This is a genomic window from Halobacillus sp. ACCC02827, from assembly GCF_030291935.1.
GTDB lineage: Bacteria > Bacillota > Bacilli > Bacillales > Halobacillaceae > Halobacillus.
The window spans coordinates 2,845,067-2,865,468 of sequence record NZ_CP128168.1 but is presented as its reverse complement, the minus strand read 5'-3'; the positions used below and the strand labels follow the sequence as shown (position 1 = coordinate 2,865,468).

The following is a 20,402-nucleotide window of genomic DNA, read 5'->3' as shown; positions in this document are numbered from 1 at the left end:
AAAAAAGCAGGAAGCCTTAGGCTTCCTGCTTTTTTCTATCTATGATTATGCGTTTGTTTTTTTACGGGCTACGGCGAAAGCTCCACCGACTGCAAGGACAGCTGCTGCCATCCATACCCACATGGACATGGAGTTGGAAGCTGTTCCACCCATACCTGTATCAGGCATTGTTTCAGGCATTACTTCAGAAGAGAATTTGTCCGGCATTTGTGTCGCGATTGCTCCGGAAAGAGCCGTTCCAATTGTGGACATACGTTTGAACCCTTCGTCGTATGTCTGGTAAGCCATTTCGTAATCTTCATCCATATAAGAAGAAACGACGTCAAGCACATCTTGTTCGTGAGCCATCAGTACTTGTTCAGCTGTTTCAGCAGGGAGGTTGCCTTCTGTTGCTGTCTCAAGGAAAGCACCCAGTTCTTTCGGGAAATCCTGAGTAAGGGACTGTTTCGCTGCGTCCGCTTTATCCATATCTTCGTTCATCATCGCCATACCAAGGTCTGCACTGTCTTTATACTGGGAAGCGAAGATATCAGCAAATTGTTGTGCGCCTTCCTCACCGTAGATAGAGGAAACGGCAGCTTTCATATCCATAGCGTTTTCTTCCAGTTTCTCTGTTACGATCTCTGCATCATCCGCACCTTGGGTCTGTTTCAGGCTTGTAAGTGTCTGGTAGCCGAAGTGTACACCCAGCAGCTGATTGAATGTCATGCGAAGGTCGGCAGCTGGTGTGACGGCTTTTGTATCATTGAACTTTTCAGGCATTTGCTTAACAATAGCGTCAGAAAGAGCTGTACCGATTGTGTACATGCGCTCGAAACCTTCATCAAACTGATTGTAAGCTTCTTCGTAGTTACCATTTACATAACTTGTTGCAACATCGATGACATCCTGCTCATGAGCCATCAATACTTCTGTTGCTGTTTCAGCTGGAAGGTTGCCTTCTGTAGCTGTTCCAAGGAAGGCACCGAACTCTTTCGGGAAGTCTTCTGTAAGTGCTTGAGAAGCTTCTGTCGTGTCGCCGTCTTTCAGAGCTTGTCCCAATTGAGTGCTGTCTTCATACTGGGAGGAAAGGATGTCTGCGAACTGCTTCGCGCCTTCTTCCCCGTACAGTGACTCGATTGCAGCCGTCATTTCATCGGCATTTTTCTCGAGCATTTCACGGGCAACGTCAGCATCAGGAGCGTCCTGATAGGTTTTGATTGCTGTAAGTACTTGGTATTCAAAGTGAGCGGAAAGTAGACTGCTTAAGTCAGCTCTTAAATCAGCGGCCGGTGTTTGGACCGGTGTTTTCGCCTCATCCTTACTGTCCGCGAATGCGAGGGATGGAACCATAAGCATGACTGCCATCAATACGGCAAAAATTCGTTTAAACTTCATTGTTGTTTCCTCTCCTTTTTGAGTCTTATTTGTTTTCTTTCACTCAGCTATCGGAGAGGAGAGAAGCTTGGATCACTTTTTGACGAAAAAAGTTTTATTTATTTTTATTTCATTTGTACAGAGTAGCGAAAACAGTTATGTCAGCCAAGCCATCAGGCCGATGAAAGAGAAGAATCCTCCTGGAATGATATAGATGAATCCGATTTTTTTCTTGTCATCTGTCATAAACTGCCAACCGAAAGCAGTAAGGATCAAACCGGCAGTGAAAAGTGTGATCTCTATCGACGTGCTTTGGTTCATTAAGGAGTATAGAAAAGCGAGTAGTGCAAAAGCGAGCAGTCCTTTCTGCCATAAACCCATTATAATTCTCCTTTCTCGTTAGATTCGGATCCATGTTCTGTTCCCCAACGGTGCATGGCTTCCAAAATAGGAAGTAGTGTTTTCCCGGAAGCCGTGATCGAGTACTCCACTTTCGGGGGGATTGTATTATAAGCAGTTCTATCAATAAATCCATCTTCTTCCAGTTCTTTCAGCTGTTGACTCAAAACTTTATGGGAGACCCCGGGAAGAAGTCTGCGGAGTGCATTGTACCGATGTGTACCATCGACGGTCAGGTGCCAGAGGATGACCGTTTTCCATTTGCCGCCTATTTTGTTCAATGTGTACTCAATTGAACATTTTAGTTTTCCGTTAGAATCCAAAGATGCATCCATTTCTTCCTTCCTTTCTTACCTGCGGGTTAGTGTCTTACAAAAAAGTGCATACTTACGTAAGGAACTTCTCCTTATTATAATGGGTTCTGAAAGAAAAAAGAAACTAGGAGGAAGTATTATGCTACCATATCCACGCTCGTTTTCTCATATAGGTCTATCCGTTCCTGATTTGGATGAAGCAGTTAAATTTTATACAGAGGTCTTCGGCTGGTATGTCATTATGGCCCCGTCTCCTGTGAAAAATGATGATTCACCAATCGGCCAGATGTGCCGGGACGTCTTCGGGAATGATTGGGAGGAATTCCGGATCGCCCACCTGGCTACAGGAGATAAGATCGGAGTGGAAATGTTTGAATTCCCGAATAATGAAAAACCGGAGAACAACTTCGAATATTGGAAGACCGGTATTTTTCACTTCTGTATTCAAGACCCGGATATTGAAGGCATGGTCGATAAGATCAAGGCTCATGGTGGGAAACAGCGCATGCCGATCCGGGAATATTATCCTGGAGAAAAACCGTTTAAAATGGTCTATGTGGAAGACCCATTCGGAAATATCTTTGAAATATACACCCACAGTTATGAACTGACTTATTCAGAAGGCGCTTATTAATAGAGAGGCCGGGCAGATAATCCTCCCGGCCTCTCTATTTCCATGACTGGATGTCCGCCTGTCAGCTCTGGTAAAATCGTAGGGTATTGTAGAAAGAGAAAAAGGGGGAGATCCCGTGGAACGTAAACAACCAGCAGGGTTCGGATCGAGACTGCTCGCTTCGTTCCTTGATTCATTAATCCTCGTCTCTGTAATCGGACTGCTTTATTTTGCGATTACCGGGGAATTTTCAACCGATTGGGCGGACACGTTGGAGTGGCAGCTGCTCTACACCTTTTACTTAATCATCACACCGTTAATCTGGAGTGGTTATGTCCTTGGTAAGCGAATTTGTAAAATCAAGGTGCATCGTTATGAAGATGGGGGGCAGGTGAAATTATCGAATATGATTCTTCGAGAATTCGTCGGCTATTACCTGCTAAGTATCGTTAGCTTCGGAGTGACCATTATCGTCAGCATTTTCATGGTCATTTTCCGGGAAGATAAGCGGGCCATCCATGATTTCATCGGAGGCACACAGGTAATTAAGGCGGAAACATCGTATGAAAACTGAGGTTTCACACGTATAAGCAAGCGGAACAGGAAAGTTAAAAAGCCCGTCAGTTCCATTGGAACGACGGGCTTTATTTTATATGCCGGGCAGGATGCCGCTGAACAGACTCAGGAGGAAGACCATAACAAGAGCACTGACCCCGGCAATAAATCCACCGAGTGTCCAGGCCTTCAGTGTATCTGGAACAGAGAGCTTGCTGAACCGATTGACCACCCAGAATCCGGAATCGTTCGGAAGGGATAACCCGACACCACCGGCACAGATCGCCAGACCGACAAGAACAGGGGAGACGCCCAGTTCTACGATCATCGGTCCCATGATGCTGGAAGTGGTGACAAGCGCAACAGTCGTGGAACCGAGGGAAGCGCGCAGAATTTGAGAAAACAGGAAGGCAAGCAGGATGACCGGGATACTCCAGCTCTGCATCGTCTGAATCAAATGATCTCCGATACCGCTTTCATTTATTACGGCACCAAATCCTCCGCCGGCTCCTGTAATAAGCAGGATGCTTCCTGATGTACTAAGCGCTTCGTTATACAACGTTTGGTTAGGTTTTTGAATGTATTTTGGCAGCACGATAATCGCAACGAGGACACTCAGGAACAACGCGACGTTTTTATCTCCGATCAGTCCGATAATGCTTGCGAATCCCGTATTCGGTACCGCTAAATTTGTAACCGTATTCAAAAGAATCAATACGATAGGAAGCAGGAGGATGGTAAACGATAAGCCGGTGCTGATCGTCGGTCCTGTTTCTTCAACGGTCGCTGCCACTTCGGCAGACGCGTCCTCATCCTGACCGGAGCGGACGCGTTTACCGATGAATGTACCGTATAAGTATCCCCCGACAAGCGTCGCAGGAATGGCGCAGATTAATCCGTATAAAATGAATAGTCCTAAATCAGCACCGGTATTTTCTGCGACAACGAGCGGGCCCGGAGTCGGGGCAATCATACTGTGGGAAACGATCAAACCGACCCCGAGAGCTGTGACAAAGGTGACGATCGAAATGCCGGTACGACGGGATAAGCTGCGGACAAGCCCGGATAGGATGACGAAAGCGGCGTCAAAGTAAACGGGAATACCAACCGTAGCTCCAGTAAGACCAAGACCTGCCGGGGACTTCTTGAGTCCAAAGACGGTCAGGATGGACTTGGCGATTTTTTCGATAGCACCGGAAGCGGCGAGGAACTGGCCGAAGATGACGCCGAGGCCGATAAGAATACCGACCCCTGCCAGTGTGTTACCGAAACCGCCGACGATAATGCCTGGAATTTCCGAAACCGGCATGCCGATGATCAGACCTGTCATCAATGCCACAGCAAGTAAGGAAAGAAACGGCTCAAGCTTGACCTTTAGAATAAGGAAGAATAGGAGAGCCAAAGAAAGGAAGAACACGAGAATCAGTAGATTTCCTGTTAGCATTAGGGTTCACCTCTTCAAAGGATTTAGTCGATCAACGCGACGACTTCTTTCAATGTATGGATTGTTCCGACGTTGCCCGGGAAAATAATATACGGGAGGTGTGGGTATTTGCTTTCTTCGCTCGTCTCCCAAACAGGTACACCTGGCGCCACCTGTCCTTTGACCGTCGCCTGTTTTACACCAAGACCATTTGTCCCAACGTCGCTTGAAGTAATACCACCCTTAGCGATGATATATTTCGGAGAGCTTTTTAACTGCCGGACGATGGCTGTTACGGCTTCCGATATCTGGACGGAAAGCATCAGCTCTTTCTCTTCCTGGCCGTCCCCCAACTCCAGACGGTCCCTTCTTGTGTAAATAACAGTTGATGTTCCCTCTTCCACTTTCTCATCTGCTTCTCGTCTCACACGTTCCACTTCTTCACGGAATGCTTTTGGTTCAAGGACAAGGTGGCTGTTGAATTCGATGAAGTGAAGGCCGGAGATCGTTTTTAATTGCTCCAGCTGGTCTGTCGTCTTTTGGACATGGGAACCGACAACGACAAGGCCGCCTTGTTCAGAGCGGTCATGGACGAGTTCTTCTTTCGTCAACAGAGGCTTTGAATGGATACTGCCTACAATTTTCGTAAAGGTTGCCGCCGTTCGATATAAGAATTCTTTTCCAGACTGGAGTGCCTGGATGAGAGCGATGGTAAATACTTTTACATCTGTTTCCGTCACGGCATCGACGATGACTTTGCCGAAATGATCGACTTTCATCAGTTGGTTTGTAATCGCTTCGATTTCGCCTTGGCGTATAGAAGCGAGTGTGACATGGGTAACGTCTTCAGCCTTGTAAGCACCATCGGTCATTTCTTCCACATAGTCGCCCAGGTGACTGGCTGAGAAGCCGAACGTCCGGTCTCCGGCAAATTCCGATTCTCCAACGGGGGTCCAGCTTCCGTCGCTGACGATATAGTGAACGCCCTCCACCGTCAGCCTTCCTCCTTCCTTAAAATAAGGAAGGATTACTTCCCCATCAATCCTGCGTTCTGACCTTCGTTCCAATTCGTTTTTTAATACTTCTGTCTCTAATGGGTAGTGGCCGCGAAGTGTCGAATCTCCCCGACTGATTAGAAGATAGGGAGTGTTGTTTTCCTGTGCAATCTGCTCGACACGAGCGGCGATTCTTCTGTGGACTTCTTCCGTCTTCTTCGCACGGAAAGCACGGGAATTCGTCAAGATGAAGAAGATCTGTCCGTCTTCTTCAAACCCTTTGCGGATCGTCGCTTCCTCCCAGTCGGTAAAAACGGTAACGCCGTGTACAGTCTGCACACCAGTGGGATCATCATCAAGAACAACGATTTTGTGCTGGAAGTCTGCGTAGGCATCCTTAAATGCGTTTTCCCATTCTTCTTCGTTCTGTACAGGCAGGCTTTTGATATAAGATTCTGGATTATGTGTCTCGATCATTCTCATCATCCTTTCTTTATTTTCCTTCGAAAACTGGTGCAGCTACCTTCGTACCGGCTGTTTTCTCGTAGTACTGGATCAGACCGCCGTGATCGTCTGCTGCCTTCCCATCTGTAATTAGTTCATTAAACATGGATAGAACACGATCGGAGAGCGGCATATCCACTTCCAATTCTTTCGCTGTGTTCAATACATTCGTCAAGTCCTTTGCGTTGATATCGATTCTGCCACCGGCAACAAAATTTCGTTCGAAGATAAGCGGTGCTTTCGCATCCAGTACAGCGCTTCCTGCAAGGCCGCTTCGAATCGCTTCGTACATCTTCGGAAGGTCGATACCTGCTTTCGCAGCCAGAATGAAGGCTTCTGACATCGCTGCGATATTAACATTGACCATGACCTGATTGGCCAGTTTCGCTGTTGTACCACTGCCAACCGCTCCTACCAAAACGATGTTCGTTCCCATACATTCCAACAGCGGCAGCACTTCCTGGAAAGCTTCTTCTTCTCCGCCTGCCATAATAGCAAGGGTCCCGTCCACCGCTTTCGGCTCGCCACCACTCACTGGTGCATCCATCATCCGCAGGTGATGCGTTTTCAATTCTGCCGCTATTTTCTTCGTTTCGACCGGGGAGATCGAACTCATATCGATGACGATGGCGCCCGGTTTGGCGCCTTCCACCACGCCGTTTTCTGCGAATAAGGCGCTCTCCACATGCGCAGCTTTGGGAAGCATCGTAATGATGACATCGCTTTCATAAGCAGCATCTTTGGAACTCGTACAAGCGATGGCTCCTTGGGCGGCCAGTGCCTCTGTCGCCTTCTGGTTAAGGTCGAAAGCTTTCACTGTATGTCCATGGGCGACCAGATGACCTGCCATCGGTTTCCCCATAATTCCTAAGCCGATAAATCCTATCTTCATTGTAGAATCCCTCCGTTTTATAATGGTATCGCTTTCATTTATTGTTCTCATTGTATAGTATATACTCTATTTTGTATACAAAAAAATAAAAAATGTACACAAATAAGTATTTGCCAACCATGTTATAATTGGAAAAAGGTGTATTAGAGGAGGGCGAAAGCTGCTGGACTATGCAGCGTACATAGATGAAAAAGAACACAGCATACGTGCAAGCATATGAATACTTAAGAGAGCAGATAGTAGACGGGGAGATCCCTGCAGGAACAAAACTGGTAGAAGATAAATACGCAAAGCTCCTCGGAATCAGCCGGACGCCGATTCGCGAAGCGTTACGCAAGCTGGAGGAGGAAGGGCTTGTAAAAGAAAAAAAAGTCGTTCAGCCGACAGAAGCAGATCTGCGTGATATCTTCCGTGTACGCATCTTATTGGAAGGCGACGCAGCCAGAACAGCGGCAACGTATATGGACAAAGAGACGCTTGCGGAACTGAAGGAAACGATCGTTGTCAGCCGCCGCGGCAATCATGAAGAGATGATGAATTCAAACAAGCGCTTCCATGATATTATCGTAGAATCGAGTAAGAACCGGTTTATGATCGAGACGATCAACCGGATGCAGTCGATTATTTACTTGTTTCGTAAAACGGTCGTCTATCATGACCGCCCGCGCTTGATTGATGAGCATGAGGAGATATATGAGGCAATCGAACGCAGGGATGCAGCAGAAGCGGAACGCCTTCTACAAATCCATCTCCAGGAAGATCTTGATTTCTTTCTGCATATATCAAAGACAAAATGAACCAGTGAGACTGGAGTAGAAAGATGTTTCTAAACAAAATAAAAAAACGAATCCTTATAAGGATTCGTTTTTTTATATTTATTGGACACCGGTCATGACGCCGAGATAGAAGGTAATGATCATGGCGGCGCCCGCCGTTGCTGTCATGGATACAGAAGATTTTTTCACTGCTGTCACCAAGGCAAGCAGAAGAAAAAGTGTACCAAGCAGGAGCAACAGCCAGCTCATTGGACCGAAAGCAAAAGTGACATCGACGATTCCGCTTTCTTGTTTGTCGGTAAAGAACGAGTATAAGAAAGAGGCTTCAGCAGCCGGTGTGCCTCCCTGACTCGGTATTCCCACCCTTCCCATGTAAGACGTCCATAAGAAGGCAATCAGAGCGAACAGACTTTCCGCCTTGGTCCATGGAAACGGATTGAATGTTTGATCTTCCCGTTTCCTCCTGAAGAGAATACCGTTAATCACAGCGAACATAATGATGGCCAAGAAAAACAGATGTTTCCAAAGCAGCCCTTGTCCATAGCTTGAGGCGAGACCGTCTTCATAGGCTTGAACAGTACCTAAGTTCGTATTCCCGTATGCATGCAGATCGATCGACATCGTAAAGAAACCGGAGACGGTTACGATGAGCAGGGCAGCGATTGCCGTCGGTGTAAACCAGCGTAAAAAAGCACTCCAGTTTTCCGTTCCTTTAGACAGCCAACTGACAATGAACAAAATCCCCAGCCAGAGGGAGACGGCAAGAAAATGAATTGTGTGAGCCATTTGCCCCTGCCAGCCTGCAAGGGAAGTGGTATGGCTGGATTGGGTGTAACTGATAATCATGGCAATGACGAGTGCGAGCGAAAGCGACACAAGGTACTTATTCTCCGCTGCCCCTTTGATTGTCCAAATCAAAAGAAGCAGCACGCCGAATAAGGTGATGAATAAAAATGATTTTCCTATGGAAAATGTAAACAGGACGTTCATGAATGCCTGCTGCCACGTGTCTACCCTGGCAAGCGTTCGGGTAACGGGCAGGATCGGCAGAAAGGCCGCAGCGATCGTAAGCATACTCGCCGTGATAATCAGCTTATTCGGTATAACCATCGGTGGTTTAGACGTTTCTGCAATCAGTAATAACAATAATCCTCCAATTAAAAGAGAGAAAGAGATATAGAGAGCGACTTCAGCTGCGAAAAGCGTAATTTCCATCATCTATTTTCACTTCTTACTGAAGGCAAGACGTCCGATTAAAACGAGAACAAGTGCAATAATGATGCCGAGAAGTACGTAAAAGAAGACGGGAAATCCTGAGTCCTCATCTGCAGTATCCTGCTCGGAATCAACGGTGGAATCTTCCTGATCTGGAGACTCTTCCTGTCCTTCATCGGATGGTGTTTCCACCGCTTCTTCTTCCACTGTTTCCGGCTCTTCGTAAGTTGTGGTGAAGGTAAATTCCTTTTCAATGATATGACCGTCTGCACCGACGATGTTCCAGTTCACCGTATAGTCACCGGCAGGAAGCGGATCATTAAGGTTTGCGGTCATCATATTATCTGCAATGTCTACAGAAGCAGGCTCCATCACTTCTCCGTTTCCGTCTGTGATGGTCAGGGTGCTCGCTTCTTCAATCTCAGTATTGAAGGTAAGTTCAATCGATTCCACAGGTTCCTCCACGGTAGAATCAGCTTCTGGATTAGAACTCTCCAGTGAGGTATGTGCTTCTACAATAGTTAAAGGCGCCATTACAAAGAATAAGAGGGCTGCCATTATAATCGTCCATTGTTTCATGGATCTCTCCCTTTCTTTTCTATTTTCCGATCGTCCCGGTGCTGCAATCATGTCGTCATTGGAATGTAATGTTGACGGCAGTGGGAAGGTGCGGCTTTTTGACGTAGTCATTTTAGTCTATAGTACACAGGATAGTCAAAACATATCAAAGAAATTCCACACAATCGTCATAGAAATGTGAACAAAATAAGAATAAGAGCGGCTTATGACCCTGTGATTATTTACAAATCGTTTACATAATCTTAACACTTCGATAGAATATTGTAGAGGTGTTTATATGAAAGATTCTATTACAAGGTTAATAAAGAGTTACTTTTTCTATTTTTCTATCATGATCGCTTTAAAGTTTATTATATTTCGATATGTACTGCTGTACGACACGAACATTTTCAGGGGAATATGGTTTGAATTCATGGTCGTGTTGACCTTAATTGCCGCCTTTGAATTGGTTCTGAAGAAAGGGAAAGTCTATGTCTACATAGTTCTGGATGTCATTCTTACCCTCCTGTTCATATCCATGCTTGTCTATGAGCGGTATTTCGGTACCATTCCTACCTATTATGATTTGACTCAGCTTAATCAAGTAGGAAGTGTCAATGAAAGTGCGATGATGCTCTTCCGGCCGACAGACTTATTGTTCTTCGCCGACCTCGTCCTCTTCGCCATCCTTACGGTATGGACGAGAAAGTGGGGCAGAAAGACCCGCAACTACACATCGAACGTATGGATGGGCAGCCTGCTTGTTATTGGATTAATTGCTTCCATCGTCAATTTTCAGATGAGTAAGAGCGATCCGATGCTGGACAGCGCTTTGTTTGCGAAGGAGAACGGATTGTTTAATTCACAGTTTGTCCAGTTTTACCAGGACCGGGCAAACAGTGAGACGGCTCTCGCTTTCTCCGGCGCAGATCAGAACGTGACGCAGGAGATGATTGAAGAAACAAAAGGAAATGATTATGTACCAATGAGTGAGCACAATCATTTCGGTGTAGCTGAAGATCGTAACTTGATTGTGATTCAGGTGGAATCTCTGCAGAACTTCGTCATTGGAAAATCACTGAACGGACAGGAGATAACGCCTAACATCAATAAATGGATCAAAGACAGTATGTACTTCTCCAATCTTTATCAGCAGATCGGATCTGCCAATACTGCTGATGCGGAATACTTGATGAATACATCTCTCTATCCACTGGGAAGTAAGGCTACCTCAGAGGAAATGACCGATATGAAGATTCCGTCCCTGCCGAGAATTCTTGATCAGAACGGATACCACTCCGTTACGATGCACGCGGACGAAGTCGAGTATTGGAACAGAGATGTCATGTATCCGGCCCTCGGTTTCGATGATTACTATGCAAAGGAATTCTACGGGGAGAAAGATACGGTGGGCTTTGGCCCATCCGATGGAGTTTTCTTCGAACGTTCGCTTGCTGCTTTGGACAATATTGCGGACAAAGAAGGTAAATTCTACGCGCATGCGCTGACGTTAACAAGTCATACCCCGTTTGAAATGCCGGAAGATAAGAAAGGACTTGATCTTCCTGAGGAATACGAAGGGACATTGACCGGTAACTATCTACAGTCTGTCCATTACGCGGATCAAGAGCTAGGGAAGTTCTTCCAAGGTCTGAAAGATAAAGGACTCTGGGAAAATTCCGTCATCGCCATGTATGGGGATCATTCCGGCCTTCACGGAAAACTGCTTACATCCAAAGACCAGGATTTGCTTGATGATTTCATTGGTGGCCGTTATTCACTGGCCAAGCGTTTCAACATTCCATTTGTTATCGGCGTTCCGGGAGAGGAAGAGGAGCTTTCGGGTGAAGTGGATCACCTCGGCGGTCAAATCGATATGATGCCGACGGTTTTGAATCTTCTTGGTGTGGAACCGGATACTATTTATTTCGGACATGATCTGCTTCATTATGAGGATAACCTTTTAGGTATGAGGTATTATGTACCGACAAGTTCCTTCTTTAAAAACGGCAGGTTCTACATCGCTGAGAACAGTCGTTTCGCACCACGCATTATCGATCTGGAAACAAACGAGCGTATTGAGAACCAATATGACGATCCAAAAGCATCATTTGCCAAGGAACAGCAGGACATTCTGCAGCTTCTGGAATGGTCGGATGCTTATTTTGAGTCATTGAAGTAAAGGAAGAGCCCTCTCCATTTATGGAGAGGGCTCTTCCTATTTATTGATCCAAAAATTTTCTTAAATGATATCCTACCTCTTTGCTGATGGCGGCTGTACCACCCAGAATGGAGATCACCTCAGGAGAGGCGCTGTTCAAGAATGTGATGACTTCCGGTGGTATCCGGTCGTGACGTACGAGCACGATCGGTTTCGATTCCTTGGCTGCAAGGACGGAACCGGTCAACGCATCTGCGAATTGAAAGCCGGTAGCAGCATATATTCCATCAGCCTCCATACCTGTACCTTCTATAAACCTTACAGCCGTATCAAAGCGATTCTCTCCTGCATATCGGACGGGGGTAGGGAGCATACGCGAGACGGAGTCATTCACGACACTCGTTCCGCCTATGACAATGGTTTCCTGCAAGGTATCGGTAATCTCTTTCACTTCAGGTGACAGCGTTTTTTCCTTTGTCAATAATATGGGCAGGGAATGCCTTGCAGCGTAGGGAGCGGACGCAAGGGCATCCGGGAAGTTTCGGCCGGACGAAACGACAGCACTCGTCAGTGACCTTCCCAGTAATTGCTTCAGTTCTTCAGCAATCTCTACAGAAGTTTCATAGCGGTCACCCCCTGCAACTCTTGTCACTTGGAGGCCTTGTGACCGTATTTCTTTTTCTACGTTGGCAGATACCGCGTTGATGCCTCCGATGATATAAACCGAAGATGCACCCAGTCGTCCTATTTCCCGTTTCGTTTCTGTTCCCAACCGATCAGGTCTTGTCAAAAGGATGGGAGCATCCAACTGATACGCCAGCGGAGAAGCGGAAAGAGCATCGGGAAAGTCAAATCCTGTTGCAATCAGGACGGAACCTGCTCCATCCTGCCATCCCTGTTTGGAGATCTCTACTGCTGTCTCGAATCTGTCTGTACCGCTGATTCTCTCGGCCTGTGGAAGCTCCTGATCAAGCGTAAGAGTATAGGGCTGCGCAGACCAGTTCTCATAGTAGTCATACACACCGATGTAATAGGTGCCCTCTCCAGCTTGAAACGTGAGCGTCTCGGCTATTCCTTGACCATGCTCGTCGATGTAGTCCTGCTCATAAATCGAGCCGTTCATTTCCCGGTATACGACCAGGACGGGATCGATGTGCCCGGCTGGATGGTGGAGCCTTAGTGAAGCTTGCCCTGGTGCCTCCGCGTTCCATTTATATAAGTCTCTGTCACTTGGATAATTTAACGATTCGGAAAGCGATCCGATTTGAAGGGGCCCTGTTTTACTGAGGTCCCATGCAGAGGAGTCCTCTTCTAAAGATTTTAGTCCGGTGCGAAGTGCAGCAGCGCCGTTTACTTGTCCAAATCCCAGCTGTTCATTAGATTCTCCGCGGAGCAGCTGATCGGAACTTGCCTGAAGGGCATATTCCACATCGGCAGGCTTCCAGTCTCTATGTTTGGATATCAGTAAGGCGGCTAGTCCGCTGACAATCGGTGCAGAGTAGGAAGTACCACTGCCGACTCCGTATGTGCCGTCGTATCTTGTGCTGAAAATGTCCACCCCCGGCGCAGCGACATCAATGTGGTTACCGATATTGGAGAACGGCGCATGTCTTGGGGAGGATGAGGTCGTGTCGGTTGCGCCGACGGCAATCACCCAAGGGTAGCCTGCCGGATAAGCAGGGACGTTGGTCTCCTCATTTCCCGAAGCGGCTACGAGTGTAACTCCAGCGTCGTAGGCTTCCAGCAGCTTTTCCTGTACGGCTTGGTCGTTATAGAAGCTTCCAAAACTCATATTGATGACATCGGCATGGTTATCGACAGCGTAATCAATTCCGCGAAGGACTGCTGAAGTGTAGACGCTTCGGTCATCTCCAGCTTTGATAGGAATCACTTTAATACCGGGTGCAACACCGATGCCACCTCTGCTATTGGTGTTTGCAGCAAGTATCCCTGTCACATGGGTTCCGTGCCCCGCACCATCAGAGCGGACGGGACCGTTCGTAAATGCATCGAACCCTGCTGTCAAACGACCCTGCAGATCCTCATGGGAAGGCAGTACTCCCGAGTCAATCACTGCCACGCTCACTTCTTTTGTGCCCTTGGTCACATCCCAGGCCTGTTCCATACCAATCTTTTTTAAATAATCCTGGTAAGAGTGGTAATAGGCATCCGAGGGCTTGTACATCGGAGTATAAATGATATTAGGGGAAGCGCTTTCCACTCCCTCCATACTTTGAATCCGGCGGAGTTCCTGATGGTAGTCAAGCTGTACAGGGATACGTAAGAGGAGTAATGGATCCGCTTGGACCTCTTCATAATCAGGGAAATCTAAAGAAGTTCCGGGGGTTAGTTGGACGACTACCTGCCTGTCATGAATCGCCGTCATGGGCACTTTCTTTATACTCTGAACATATACACCCTTATGCTTTTCTCCAAGACGTATGGCTTCTATTTCTTTATCAAAGCTGTCAATCTTTCTCATTGCTTCTGCTGATATGGGAACAGCGGACATAAGTGTAAAAGACAGGATGGTTAGAATTAGGAAGCCGAGTCGATTCTTATTCAATACGATCCCCCCTGTTTTTTTGAGATAATATGATTATACTTATACGTAAGACTTATGACTTATGCTCCATTCCGTACTTCATAGGATAGATTCAGGAATATAGTCCTGTTAGGTATATACCCCGGGGTAGGGATCTTAGCCGTTTTTTTGTCATTTTTTACATAATAATGACGGAGTCCCGTTCTTTTCTACTAAAAACGAATTGTATAAATATTCTACTTTTTATATAATGGGGAATAGATTGCTAGAAAAAATTGGAGTGAAAGAGAATGGGTCGTGCAAACAAGAAGAAAAAAGGATTATGGTGGAAGGTTCCCGTTATTGTTGTCGTACTATTGGCGATTACGACGGGGGTATATGCTTTCACCGTTTACAATGGTGCCAAAGCCACAGTCGATAAGAAGATGAACCAGCAGGTCGCTGCTATAGACACAAAGGTGACCAAGAAGAAAGTGAAAGCAACCGAACCTCTGAACATTCTTCTTCTCGGCGTAGATCAACGGGCGAATGACCGTGGAAGATCGGATGCACTGATGGTGCTGTCCCTTGATCCGAAGAATGACAGAAGTCAAATCGTTAGTATTCCAAGGGATTCACGAACCGAAATGGTCGGCGACTCCAAGCATAACGGCGAACTGGATAAGATTAATCACGCCTATGCTTTCGGAGGTGCAGATATGTCGATTCAAACGGTAGAGAACTTTCTAGATATCGATCTCGATTATTATGTGCGGATCAATATGGAAGGCCTCTCGGAACTGGTTGATGCTGTCGGTGGTGTCACCATTGATAACAACCTGGATTGGCAAGGTTCCAATGGTTTCCATTACAAGAAAGGGACGCTGAACCTGGATGGGGATGAAGCCCTCGGCTATGTACGCATGCGTTATGAGGATCCTAAAGGGGATTTGGGGCGGAACGAGCGGCAGCGCCAGATTATCCAGGCAGTCGTCGATAAAGGGGCAAATGTCGGTTCTGTCAATAAGATCGATGATGTTCTCGACGTCCTTGGAAACAATGTGGCGACAAACTTGGATTTCGATACGATGAAGGATCTCATGGTCAATTATAAAGATACACGCAAGGACATGACTACCTACCAAATGTCCGGTTCAGGCACTAGGATCGGCGGTATATACTACATGCAGATCAGTGATCAAGAAGTTCAGAAAGCTCGTCAAAAAATCCAGGATTATAATTCATAAACGGTAAAGTTCCGCCTTCCAAGCGGAACTTTTTCATTTTGTCAAAAGGAGGCAGTTTCCATGTTGAAATTTAAGAAGGGTGCCGGCTGGATCTTGGTCATTGCATCGGTCTTCTTGGGGCTCGGTATCGTCCTCGGTGAAAATTTATCCCTTTTCAAGAAGGTACTTCCATATACAGGATTGGGACTGTTGCCGGCTTTCGCCGGTTTTTACCTGATTAGAGGAAAGGAGAAAATCCGTGTAACGCTCAGGGACATGAAAGTGTACACCTTAATCACCTTGTTCCTTCCATTATTCGCTTACATTCTGATGTGGCTGCCTGCTAAGTGGAAAGGTGTTTCCCGGACGGAGCAGGACTTGGCGTTCGATGCTTCGTCTGTCGGGTGGATTTCCAACGTGCAGACTATTCTGCTAACGGGTCTTCTTATCTGTTTCTCTTACATATTTCTAAAGACCTTCAGAAGGATACGAGGGTATGTTTGGGGGCTGCTTGTTTTGTTTCTTTTCTTATACAGTGGCACGCTGCTTTCTACGATGGATGATTTTCGTGCAATAAGAGATGATGGGATCGTTCAGGTGGAATTAGGCACGAAAGAGAAGGTGTCGTGGATGGAGGTGGAGGAAGCCCGGCTCATTCCCTTCATCGATTATCCATTGTTTACGGACGAAGAAGTGCTGAGCTGGAAGTTTGAATTCGATACGGAAGCAGGTGTAACGTACACCTTTGATTCTTTCTTTTATGAAGACAAGCAGGTGAAGGAGAGTCTGTATGTCAAAGAGAAGGTGATGGAAGAAGGGATTCCGTTTACGATCATGAAAATGAATGAAGACCAGTGGAATCTGCTGGAGGAGGAAGACAGGGAAGGAACTAATTTACGCAGGGATTATTATGAATTGATCGGCTACGATGCTTTTTACGGGAAGTATCTCGGGGATATACAGTAAAAGGCTCCCTGACGACACGTTCTAAGTGAAGCACCCCGCTCTTCTGTGGTCTCACCTCTACACCCACACTCCGATATTATGAGCAGGGTATCGTTTTTCCATTCGTTTAGTGCGATGAAATGGACTGAAGTTTTAGTTGGAGAGACAATAACCTAAAGGACAAATGGATACGAAGCCTATTCCTTACACAACGTGGAACGGAAGCTGCAGATATAGGAGGATATTGAAGCGGATTTGAACCATACTAAGGAAACAGCAAATCCAATGGAAATAGAGAAATAGTAATTTTTTCTAGTTCCATTTGTTCATTAAATTATGAAAATAAAGTTGACAGCGTTTACATGTGAGTGTATAGTAGGAATCAACAAGTTAAGCATGTGATGGAGACGAGGAGACTCACACTATTCGCTACTTTTTCATCAAAAAGTAAGCGCTTTAGGTGAGTCTTTTTTTAATCCATGCAGCTTGAAAACAAGATAAGGGGTGTGGCTGATGTCTGAATTCCTTGGTGAATTGATTGGTACAATGATTTTGATCATCTTCGGCGGCGGTGTCGTCGGCGGTGTTGTTTTGAAGAAGTCGAAAGCGGAAGGTGCCGGCTGGGTCGTCATTACGATCGGATGGGGGCTGGCTGTTACGATGGGGGTTTATGCGGTCGGAGGATTTACCGGCGCACACTTGAACCCGGCGGTGACGCTCGGATTTGCGGCGATCGGTGAATTTGCATGGGCGAAGGTTCCTGTTTATATTGCTGGACAAATGGTTGGTGCCTTCATCGGTGGAGTGATTGTGTTCTTGAACTACCTTCCTCACTGGAGGGAAACGGAAGATAAAGGTGCGAAGCTGGCTGTGTTCTCCACAGATCCTGCTGTACGAAGCCCTTTCTCAAACCTTGTAAGTGAAATTATCGGTACGTTCGTATTGGTTATGGGCTTGTTGTTCATTGGTGCAAACGAATTCACGGAAGGATTAAATCCGCTGATCGTCGGTGCTTTGATTATCGCGATCGGAATGTCACTGGGTGGAGCTACAGGATATGCCATTAACCCGGCACGAGATCTTGGGCCGAGAATCGCCCACGCTCTGCTTCCAATCCCGGGCAAAGGCGGATCGGACTGGAGCTATGCATGGGTACCGATTGTCGGACCTGTTCTTGGTGGTATTTATGGGGCGGTATTCTACCGAGCAATATTCATGCAGGACTATACTGCTGTTTTCTGGGGATTGTCAGTCGTCGTAGCAGTTATTCTTATTGCGGCAGCAAGTTCTGAATTAAAGAAGAATGCATCCGTAACGAAGATTGAAGAAAAAATCAGCTGATAGAGATATAAAAAAGGAGAGGATTTTCATGGCAGAGAAGTACATTTTGTCTATTGATCAGGGGACGACGAGCTCGAGAGCAATTCTTTTTAACAAAGAAGGAAAAATTGTAGAAACAGGCCAGAAGGAATTTGAACAATTTTTCCCGAAACCAGGCTGGGTCGAACATAATGCGAATGAAATTTGGACATCCGTCCTTGCTTGTATTGCTGACGTATTACGTAAAGCAGACGTAGAGCCACAGCAGGTTGCCGGAATCGGTATTACGAACCAGCGGGAAACAGCTGTCGTATGGGACCGTCATACAGGAAAACCAATCTATAACGCAATTGTCTGGCAGTCCAGACAGACGGAAGACATTTGTAAAGAGCTGCGTGCGGCGGGTCATAATGAGTTGTTCCGTTCGAAAACAGGTCTTCTGCTCGATCCGTATTTCTCTGGTACAAAGGTGAAGTGGATTCTGGATAACGTGGAAGGTGCCCGTGAAAAAGCGGAGAACGGGGACTTGATGTTTGGTACGATCGATACGTGGCTTGTCTACCGCCTTTCCGGTGGAAAAGCGCATATCACCGACTATTCCAACGCATCACGGACGTTGATGTACAACATTTACGACCTTAAATGGGATGAAGAGCTTCTTGATATTTTAGGTGTACCTAAATCCATGCTTCCTGAAGTAAAACCATCTTCAGAAGTGTATGCGAAGACAGTGGATTACCATTTCTTCGGACAGGAGGTCCCTATTGCCGGTATCGCAGGAGATCAACAGGCGGCATTGTTCGGACAAGCCTGCTTTGAGAAAGGGATGGCTAAGAATACGTATGGAACCGGCTGCTTCATGCTTATGAATACAGGGGAAGAAGGGGTCGCTTCTGAACATGGTCTCTTGACGACACTTGCGTGGGGGATCGATGGCAAAGTCGAATATGCCTTGGAAGGAAGTATTTTTGTAGCAGGATCAGCTATCCAATGGCTGCGTGACGGTTTGAATCTCATCGATAGTGCACCGGAGTCAGAAGGATATGCGACTTCTGTCGATTCTTCCGACGGTGTATATCTTGTACCGGCATTCGTCGGTCTTGGAACACCGTACTGGGACAGCGATGCCCGCGGAGCTGTCTTCGGATTGACTCGTGGTACGTCCAAAGCCCACTTTGTCCGGGCTACACTGGAATCACTCGCTTATCAAACGAAAGATGTGCTGGATGCAATGATTGCTGATTCCGGCATCGATTTGAAGGCCCTTCGTGTGGACGGTGGAGCCGTGAAGAACGATTTCCTCATGCAGTTCCAGAGCGACATGCTTGGTGTGCCTGTTGAGCGGCCGGTCGTTCAGGAAACAACAGCACTGGGTGCTGCCTTCCTGGCAGGACTTGCCGTGGGTTATTGGAAAGATAAAGATGAAATTAAGCAGCATTCTGATAATGAGCGTACGTTTACGGTAGAAATGAGCAAAGGGGAACAAGATAAGTTGTACAGCGGCTGGAAGAAAGCTGTAGAAGCAACAAGACAATTCAAGTAATGAAGAAGGGCACCTTTTTTCCATGGAAAGAGGGTGCCCTCTTACATATTGTCAAAAGGGAGTGAGTATGGATGAAGAAAATAATGAATGAACCTGAACAAATTATTCATGAGATGTTGGACGGTTTGACGTCTGCCTACCCTGAAAAAATGAGACGCCTGGAAGAAACTACGGTGATTGTAAGAAAAGACGCACCCGTGGAAGGAAAGGTCGGGATAGTGAGCGGAGGCGGGAGCGGACATGAACCCGCTCATGCTGGTTTTGTGGGCAAAGGCATGTTGGACGCAGCCGTTTCCGGAGAGGTGTTCACTTCTCCTACTCCTGATCAAATATTAGAAGCCATTAAAGCCGTTGACAGCGGAGCCGGCGTCCTGCTGGTCGTCAAAAACTATACGGGAGATGTCATGAACTTCGATATGGCTAAAGAGTTGGCAGAAGCAGAAGGAATAGCTGTGGAAAGTGTGCTTGTCAATGATGACGTAGCCGTCGAGGATAGCTCATTTACGACAGGCAGACGCGGGGTCGCCGGTACGGTGTTCGTCCACAAAATTGCCGGGGCGAAAGCAGAAGAAGGAGCTTCCCTTGAAGAAGTCAAGCAGACAGCTGAACACGTTGTTCATAATGTCCGGACGATGGGGGTGGCACTAAGCCCGTGCATCATGCCGACATCCGGGGAGCCGAGCTTTCATTTGGAGGACGGTGAGATGGAACTCGGGATCGGCATTCACGGGGAGCCGGGGGTGGAGACCAAGCCCCTGGCCACCGCAGACGAAATCGCCACAGCGCTTCTGGACAGTGTGCTGTCAGAATTGGAGCCGGTAGGAAACGACCAGGCTGCGGTCATGATCAATGGGATGGGAGCTACACCGGAGATGGAGCTGTACGTGTTTAACCGCAAAGTACAGGAATTGCTTGCCGAGAAAGGGGTTTCCGTTTGTCGTACTTTTGTTGGGGAATATATGACATCCCTTGAAATGGCAGGCTGCTCTCTGACTATATTGAAGGTGGATGACGACTTGAAGGCGTTATTGAATGCGCCGTCCGAGGCTCCCGCATTCCGTTATTGAGAAGGAGGAGTATACG

General features: G+C 46.9%; 18 protein-coding genes. 9 read left to right on the top strand and 9 right to left on the bottom strand.

Translation table 11 applies throughout. The features are described 5' to 3' along the window. Window positions 1-45: 45 nt before the first annotated feature. The 3 genes from QRD89_RS15140 to QRD89_RS15130 form a co-directional block, all read right to left on the bottom strand. On the bottom strand, window positions 46-1,377 hold the full coding sequence (locus QRD89_RS15140) for a hypothetical protein (protein ID WP_062514407.1): 1,332 nt from the start codon (window positions 1,375-1,377) through the stop codon (window positions 46-48). Window positions 1,378-1,512: 135 nt separating this feature from the next. Further along, the gene (locus tag QRD89_RS15135; protein ID WP_286095620.1) at window positions 1,513-1,737 is read right to left on the bottom strand and encodes a hypothetical protein; all 225 of its coding nucleotides are present in this window, start codon (window positions 1,735-1,737) and stop codon (window positions 1,513-1,515) included. Beyond that, window positions 1,737-2,090, bottom strand: a complete 354-nt coding sequence (locus QRD89_RS15130) for a winged helix-turn-helix transcriptional regulator (RefSeq protein WP_008636767.1) — start codon at window positions 2,088-2,090, stop codon at window positions 1,737-1,739. The genes QRD89_RS15135 and QRD89_RS15130 overlap by 1 nt, the downstream gene beginning before the upstream one ends. A gap of 118 nt (window positions 2,091-2,208) precedes the next feature. Here QRD89_RS15130 and QRD89_RS15125 point away from each other — a divergent pair, with 118 nt between their 5' ends. Both QRD89_RS15125 and QRD89_RS15120 read left to right on the top strand, forming a co-directional pair. Continuing rightward, complete coding sequence (locus tag QRD89_RS15125) at window positions 2,209-2,703, top strand: lactoylglutathione lyase family protein (protein WP_026578129.1); 495 nt, start codon at window positions 2,209-2,211, stop codon at window positions 2,701-2,703. Window positions 2,704-2,818: 115 nt separating this feature from the next. Beyond that, a complete protein-coding gene (locus QRD89_RS15120; RefSeq protein ID WP_286095618.1) occupies window positions 2,819-3,256 on the top strand; it encodes an RDD family protein in 438 nt (145 codons plus the stop codon). Between the two features lie 75 nt (window positions 3,257-3,331). Here QRD89_RS15120 and QRD89_RS15115 read toward each other — a convergent pair whose 3' ends face one another. From QRD89_RS15115 to garR, 3 genes are read right to left on the bottom strand one after another with little or no spacing between them, the layout of a single operon-like run. Beyond that, window positions 3,332-4,681, bottom strand: a complete 1,350-nt coding sequence (locus QRD89_RS15115) for a GntP family permease (RefSeq protein WP_008636753.1) — start codon at window positions 4,679-4,681, stop codon at window positions 3,332-3,334. Between the two features lie 23 nt (window positions 4,682-4,704). Next, entirely contained in the window at window positions 4,705-6,132 is a 1,428-nt protein-coding gene (locus tag QRD89_RS15110) for a four-carbon acid sugar kinase family protein (protein WP_286095617.1), read from the bottom strand. A 16-nt stretch (window positions 6,133-6,148) separates the two neighbouring features. Further along, window positions 6,149-7,102 carry a 2-hydroxy-3-oxopropionate reductase gene (garR, locus tag QRD89_RS15105; RefSeq protein WP_286095616.1) on the bottom strand — a complete coding sequence of 318 codons (954 nt, stop codon included), beginning with the start codon at window positions 7,100-7,102 and terminating at the stop codon, window positions 6,149-6,151. A gap of 134 nt (window positions 7,103-7,236) precedes the next feature. On the opposite strand from garR, the gene QRD89_RS15100 reads away from it, so the two are divergent. After that, complete coding sequence (locus QRD89_RS15100) at window positions 7,237-7,848, top strand: GntR family transcriptional regulator (RefSeq protein WP_008636750.1); 612 nt, start codon at window positions 7,237-7,239, stop codon at window positions 7,846-7,848. Window positions 7,849-7,926: 78 nt separating this feature from the next. Here the strand turns inward: QRD89_RS15100 and QRD89_RS15095 are convergent, their stop codons facing one another. Both QRD89_RS15095 and QRD89_RS15090 read right to left on the bottom strand, forming a co-directional pair. Further along, window positions 7,927-9,045 (bottom strand): CopD family protein, encoded by a 1,119-nt coding sequence (locus QRD89_RS15095; RefSeq protein ID WP_286095613.1) that lies wholly within the window; start codon window positions 9,043-9,045, stop codon window positions 7,927-7,929. Between the two features lie 6 nt (window positions 9,046-9,051). Further along, window positions 9,052-9,621, bottom strand: a complete 570-nt coding sequence (locus QRD89_RS15090; protein ID WP_286095611.1) for a copper resistance CopC family protein — start codon at window positions 9,619-9,621, stop codon at window positions 9,052-9,054. Between the two features lie 277 nt (window positions 9,622-9,898). On the opposite strand from QRD89_RS15090, the gene QRD89_RS15085 reads away from it, so the two are divergent. After that, entirely contained in the window at window positions 9,899-11,782 is a 1,884-nt protein-coding gene (locus QRD89_RS15085) for an LTA synthase family protein (protein ID WP_286095610.1), read from the top strand. A gap of 40 nt (window positions 11,783-11,822) precedes the next feature. On the opposite strand, the gene QRD89_RS15080 is transcribed toward QRD89_RS15085, so the two are convergent. After that, entirely contained in the window at window positions 11,823-14,327 is a 2,505-nt protein-coding gene (locus QRD89_RS15080; protein WP_286095609.1) for a cell wall-binding repeat-containing protein, read from the bottom strand. Window positions 14,328-14,596: 269 nt separating this feature from the next. Here QRD89_RS15080 and QRD89_RS15075 point away from each other — a divergent pair, with 269 nt between their 5' ends. The 5 genes from QRD89_RS15075 to dhaK all read left to right on the top strand — a co-directional run bounded on the left by QRD89_RS15075 (window position 14,597) and on the right by dhaK (window position 20,386). Then, window positions 14,597-15,532 (top strand): LCP family glycopolymer transferase, encoded by a 936-nt coding sequence (locus QRD89_RS15075; RefSeq protein WP_026578135.1) that lies wholly within the window; start codon window positions 14,597-14,599, stop codon window positions 15,530-15,532. Window positions 15,533-15,592: 60 nt separating this feature from the next. Beyond that, window positions 15,593-16,477: a hypothetical protein gene (locus QRD89_RS15070; protein WP_286095607.1), complete on the top strand. Its 885-nt coding sequence runs from the start codon at window positions 15,593-15,595 to the stop codon at window positions 16,475-16,477. Between the two features lie 492 nt (window positions 16,478-16,969). Beyond that, entirely contained in the window at window positions 16,970-17,797 is an 828-nt protein-coding gene (locus QRD89_RS15065) for an MIP/aquaporin family protein (RefSeq protein WP_008636721.1), read from the top strand. 28 nt (window positions 17,798-17,825) lie between these two features. Continuing rightward, entirely contained in the window at window positions 17,826-19,319 is a 1,494-nt protein-coding gene (gene glpK, locus QRD89_RS15060; RefSeq protein WP_286095606.1) for a glycerol kinase GlpK, read from the top strand. A 71-nt stretch (window positions 19,320-19,390) separates the two neighbouring features. Continuing rightward, a complete protein-coding gene (dhaK, locus tag QRD89_RS15055; protein WP_026578139.1) occupies window positions 19,391-20,386 on the top strand; it encodes a dihydroxyacetone kinase subunit DhaK in 996 nt (331 codons plus the stop codon). The last annotated feature ends 16 nt before the right edge of the window (window positions 20,387-20,402 follow it).

Bases quoted from the DNA above. Each gene is read 5' to 3' on its own strand.
- garR (WP_286095616.1), bottom strand. From the start codon at position 7,102: ATGAGAACAATAAATGAAAGCGATACCATTATAAAACGGAGGGATTCT.
- QRD89_RS15140 (WP_062514407.1), bottom strand. From the start codon at position 1,377: ATGAAGTTTAAACGAATTTTTGCCGTATTGATGGCAGTCATGCTTATG.
- QRD89_RS15130 (WP_008636767.1), bottom strand. From the start codon at position 2,090: ATGGATGCATCTTTGGATTCTAACGGAAAACTAAAATGTTCAATTGAG.
- QRD89_RS15070 (WP_286095607.1), top strand. From the start codon at position 15,593: ATGTTGAAATTTAAGAAGGGTGCCGGCTGGATCTTGGTCATTGCATCG.
- glpK (WP_286095606.1), top strand. From the start codon at position 17,826: ATGGCAGAGAAGTACATTTTGTCTATTGATCAGGGGACGACGAGCTCG.
- QRD89_RS15065 (WP_008636721.1), top strand. From the start codon at position 16,970: ATGTCTGAATTCCTTGGTGAATTGATTGGTACAATGATTTTGATCATC.
- QRD89_RS15075 (WP_026578135.1), top strand. From the start codon at position 14,597: ATGGGTCGTGCAAACAAGAAGAAAAAAGGATTATGGTGGAAGGTTCCC.
- dhaK (WP_026578139.1), top strand. From the start codon at position 19,391: ATGAAGAAAATAATGAATGAACCTGAACAAATTATTCATGAGATGTTG.
- QRD89_RS15085 (WP_286095610.1), top strand. From the start codon at position 9,899: ATGAAAGATTCTATTACAAGGTTAATAAAGAGTTACTTTTTCTATTTT.
- QRD89_RS15095 (WP_286095613.1), bottom strand. From the start codon at position 9,045: ATGATGGAAATTACGCTTTTCGCAGCTGAAGTCGCTCTCTATATCTCT.
- QRD89_RS15115 (WP_008636753.1), bottom strand. From the start codon at position 4,681: ATGCTAACAGGAAATCTACTGATTCTCGTGTTCTTCCTTTCTTTGGCT.
- QRD89_RS15100 (WP_008636750.1), top strand. From the start codon at position 7,237: ATGAAAAAGAACACAGCATACGTGCAAGCATATGAATACTTAAGAGAG.
- QRD89_RS15135 (WP_286095620.1), bottom strand. From the start codon at position 1,737: ATGGGTTTATGGCAGAAAGGACTGCTCGCTTTTGCACTACTCGCTTTT.
- QRD89_RS15090 (WP_286095611.1), bottom strand. From the start codon at position 9,621: ATGAAACAATGGACGATTATAATGGCAGCCCTCTTATTCTTTGTAATG.
- QRD89_RS15110 (WP_286095617.1), bottom strand. From the start codon at position 6,132: ATGATCGAGACACATAATCCAGAATCTTATATCAAAAGCCTGCCTGTA.
- QRD89_RS15125 (WP_026578129.1), top strand. From the start codon at position 2,209: ATGCTACCATATCCACGCTCGTTTTCTCATATAGGTCTATCCGTTCCT.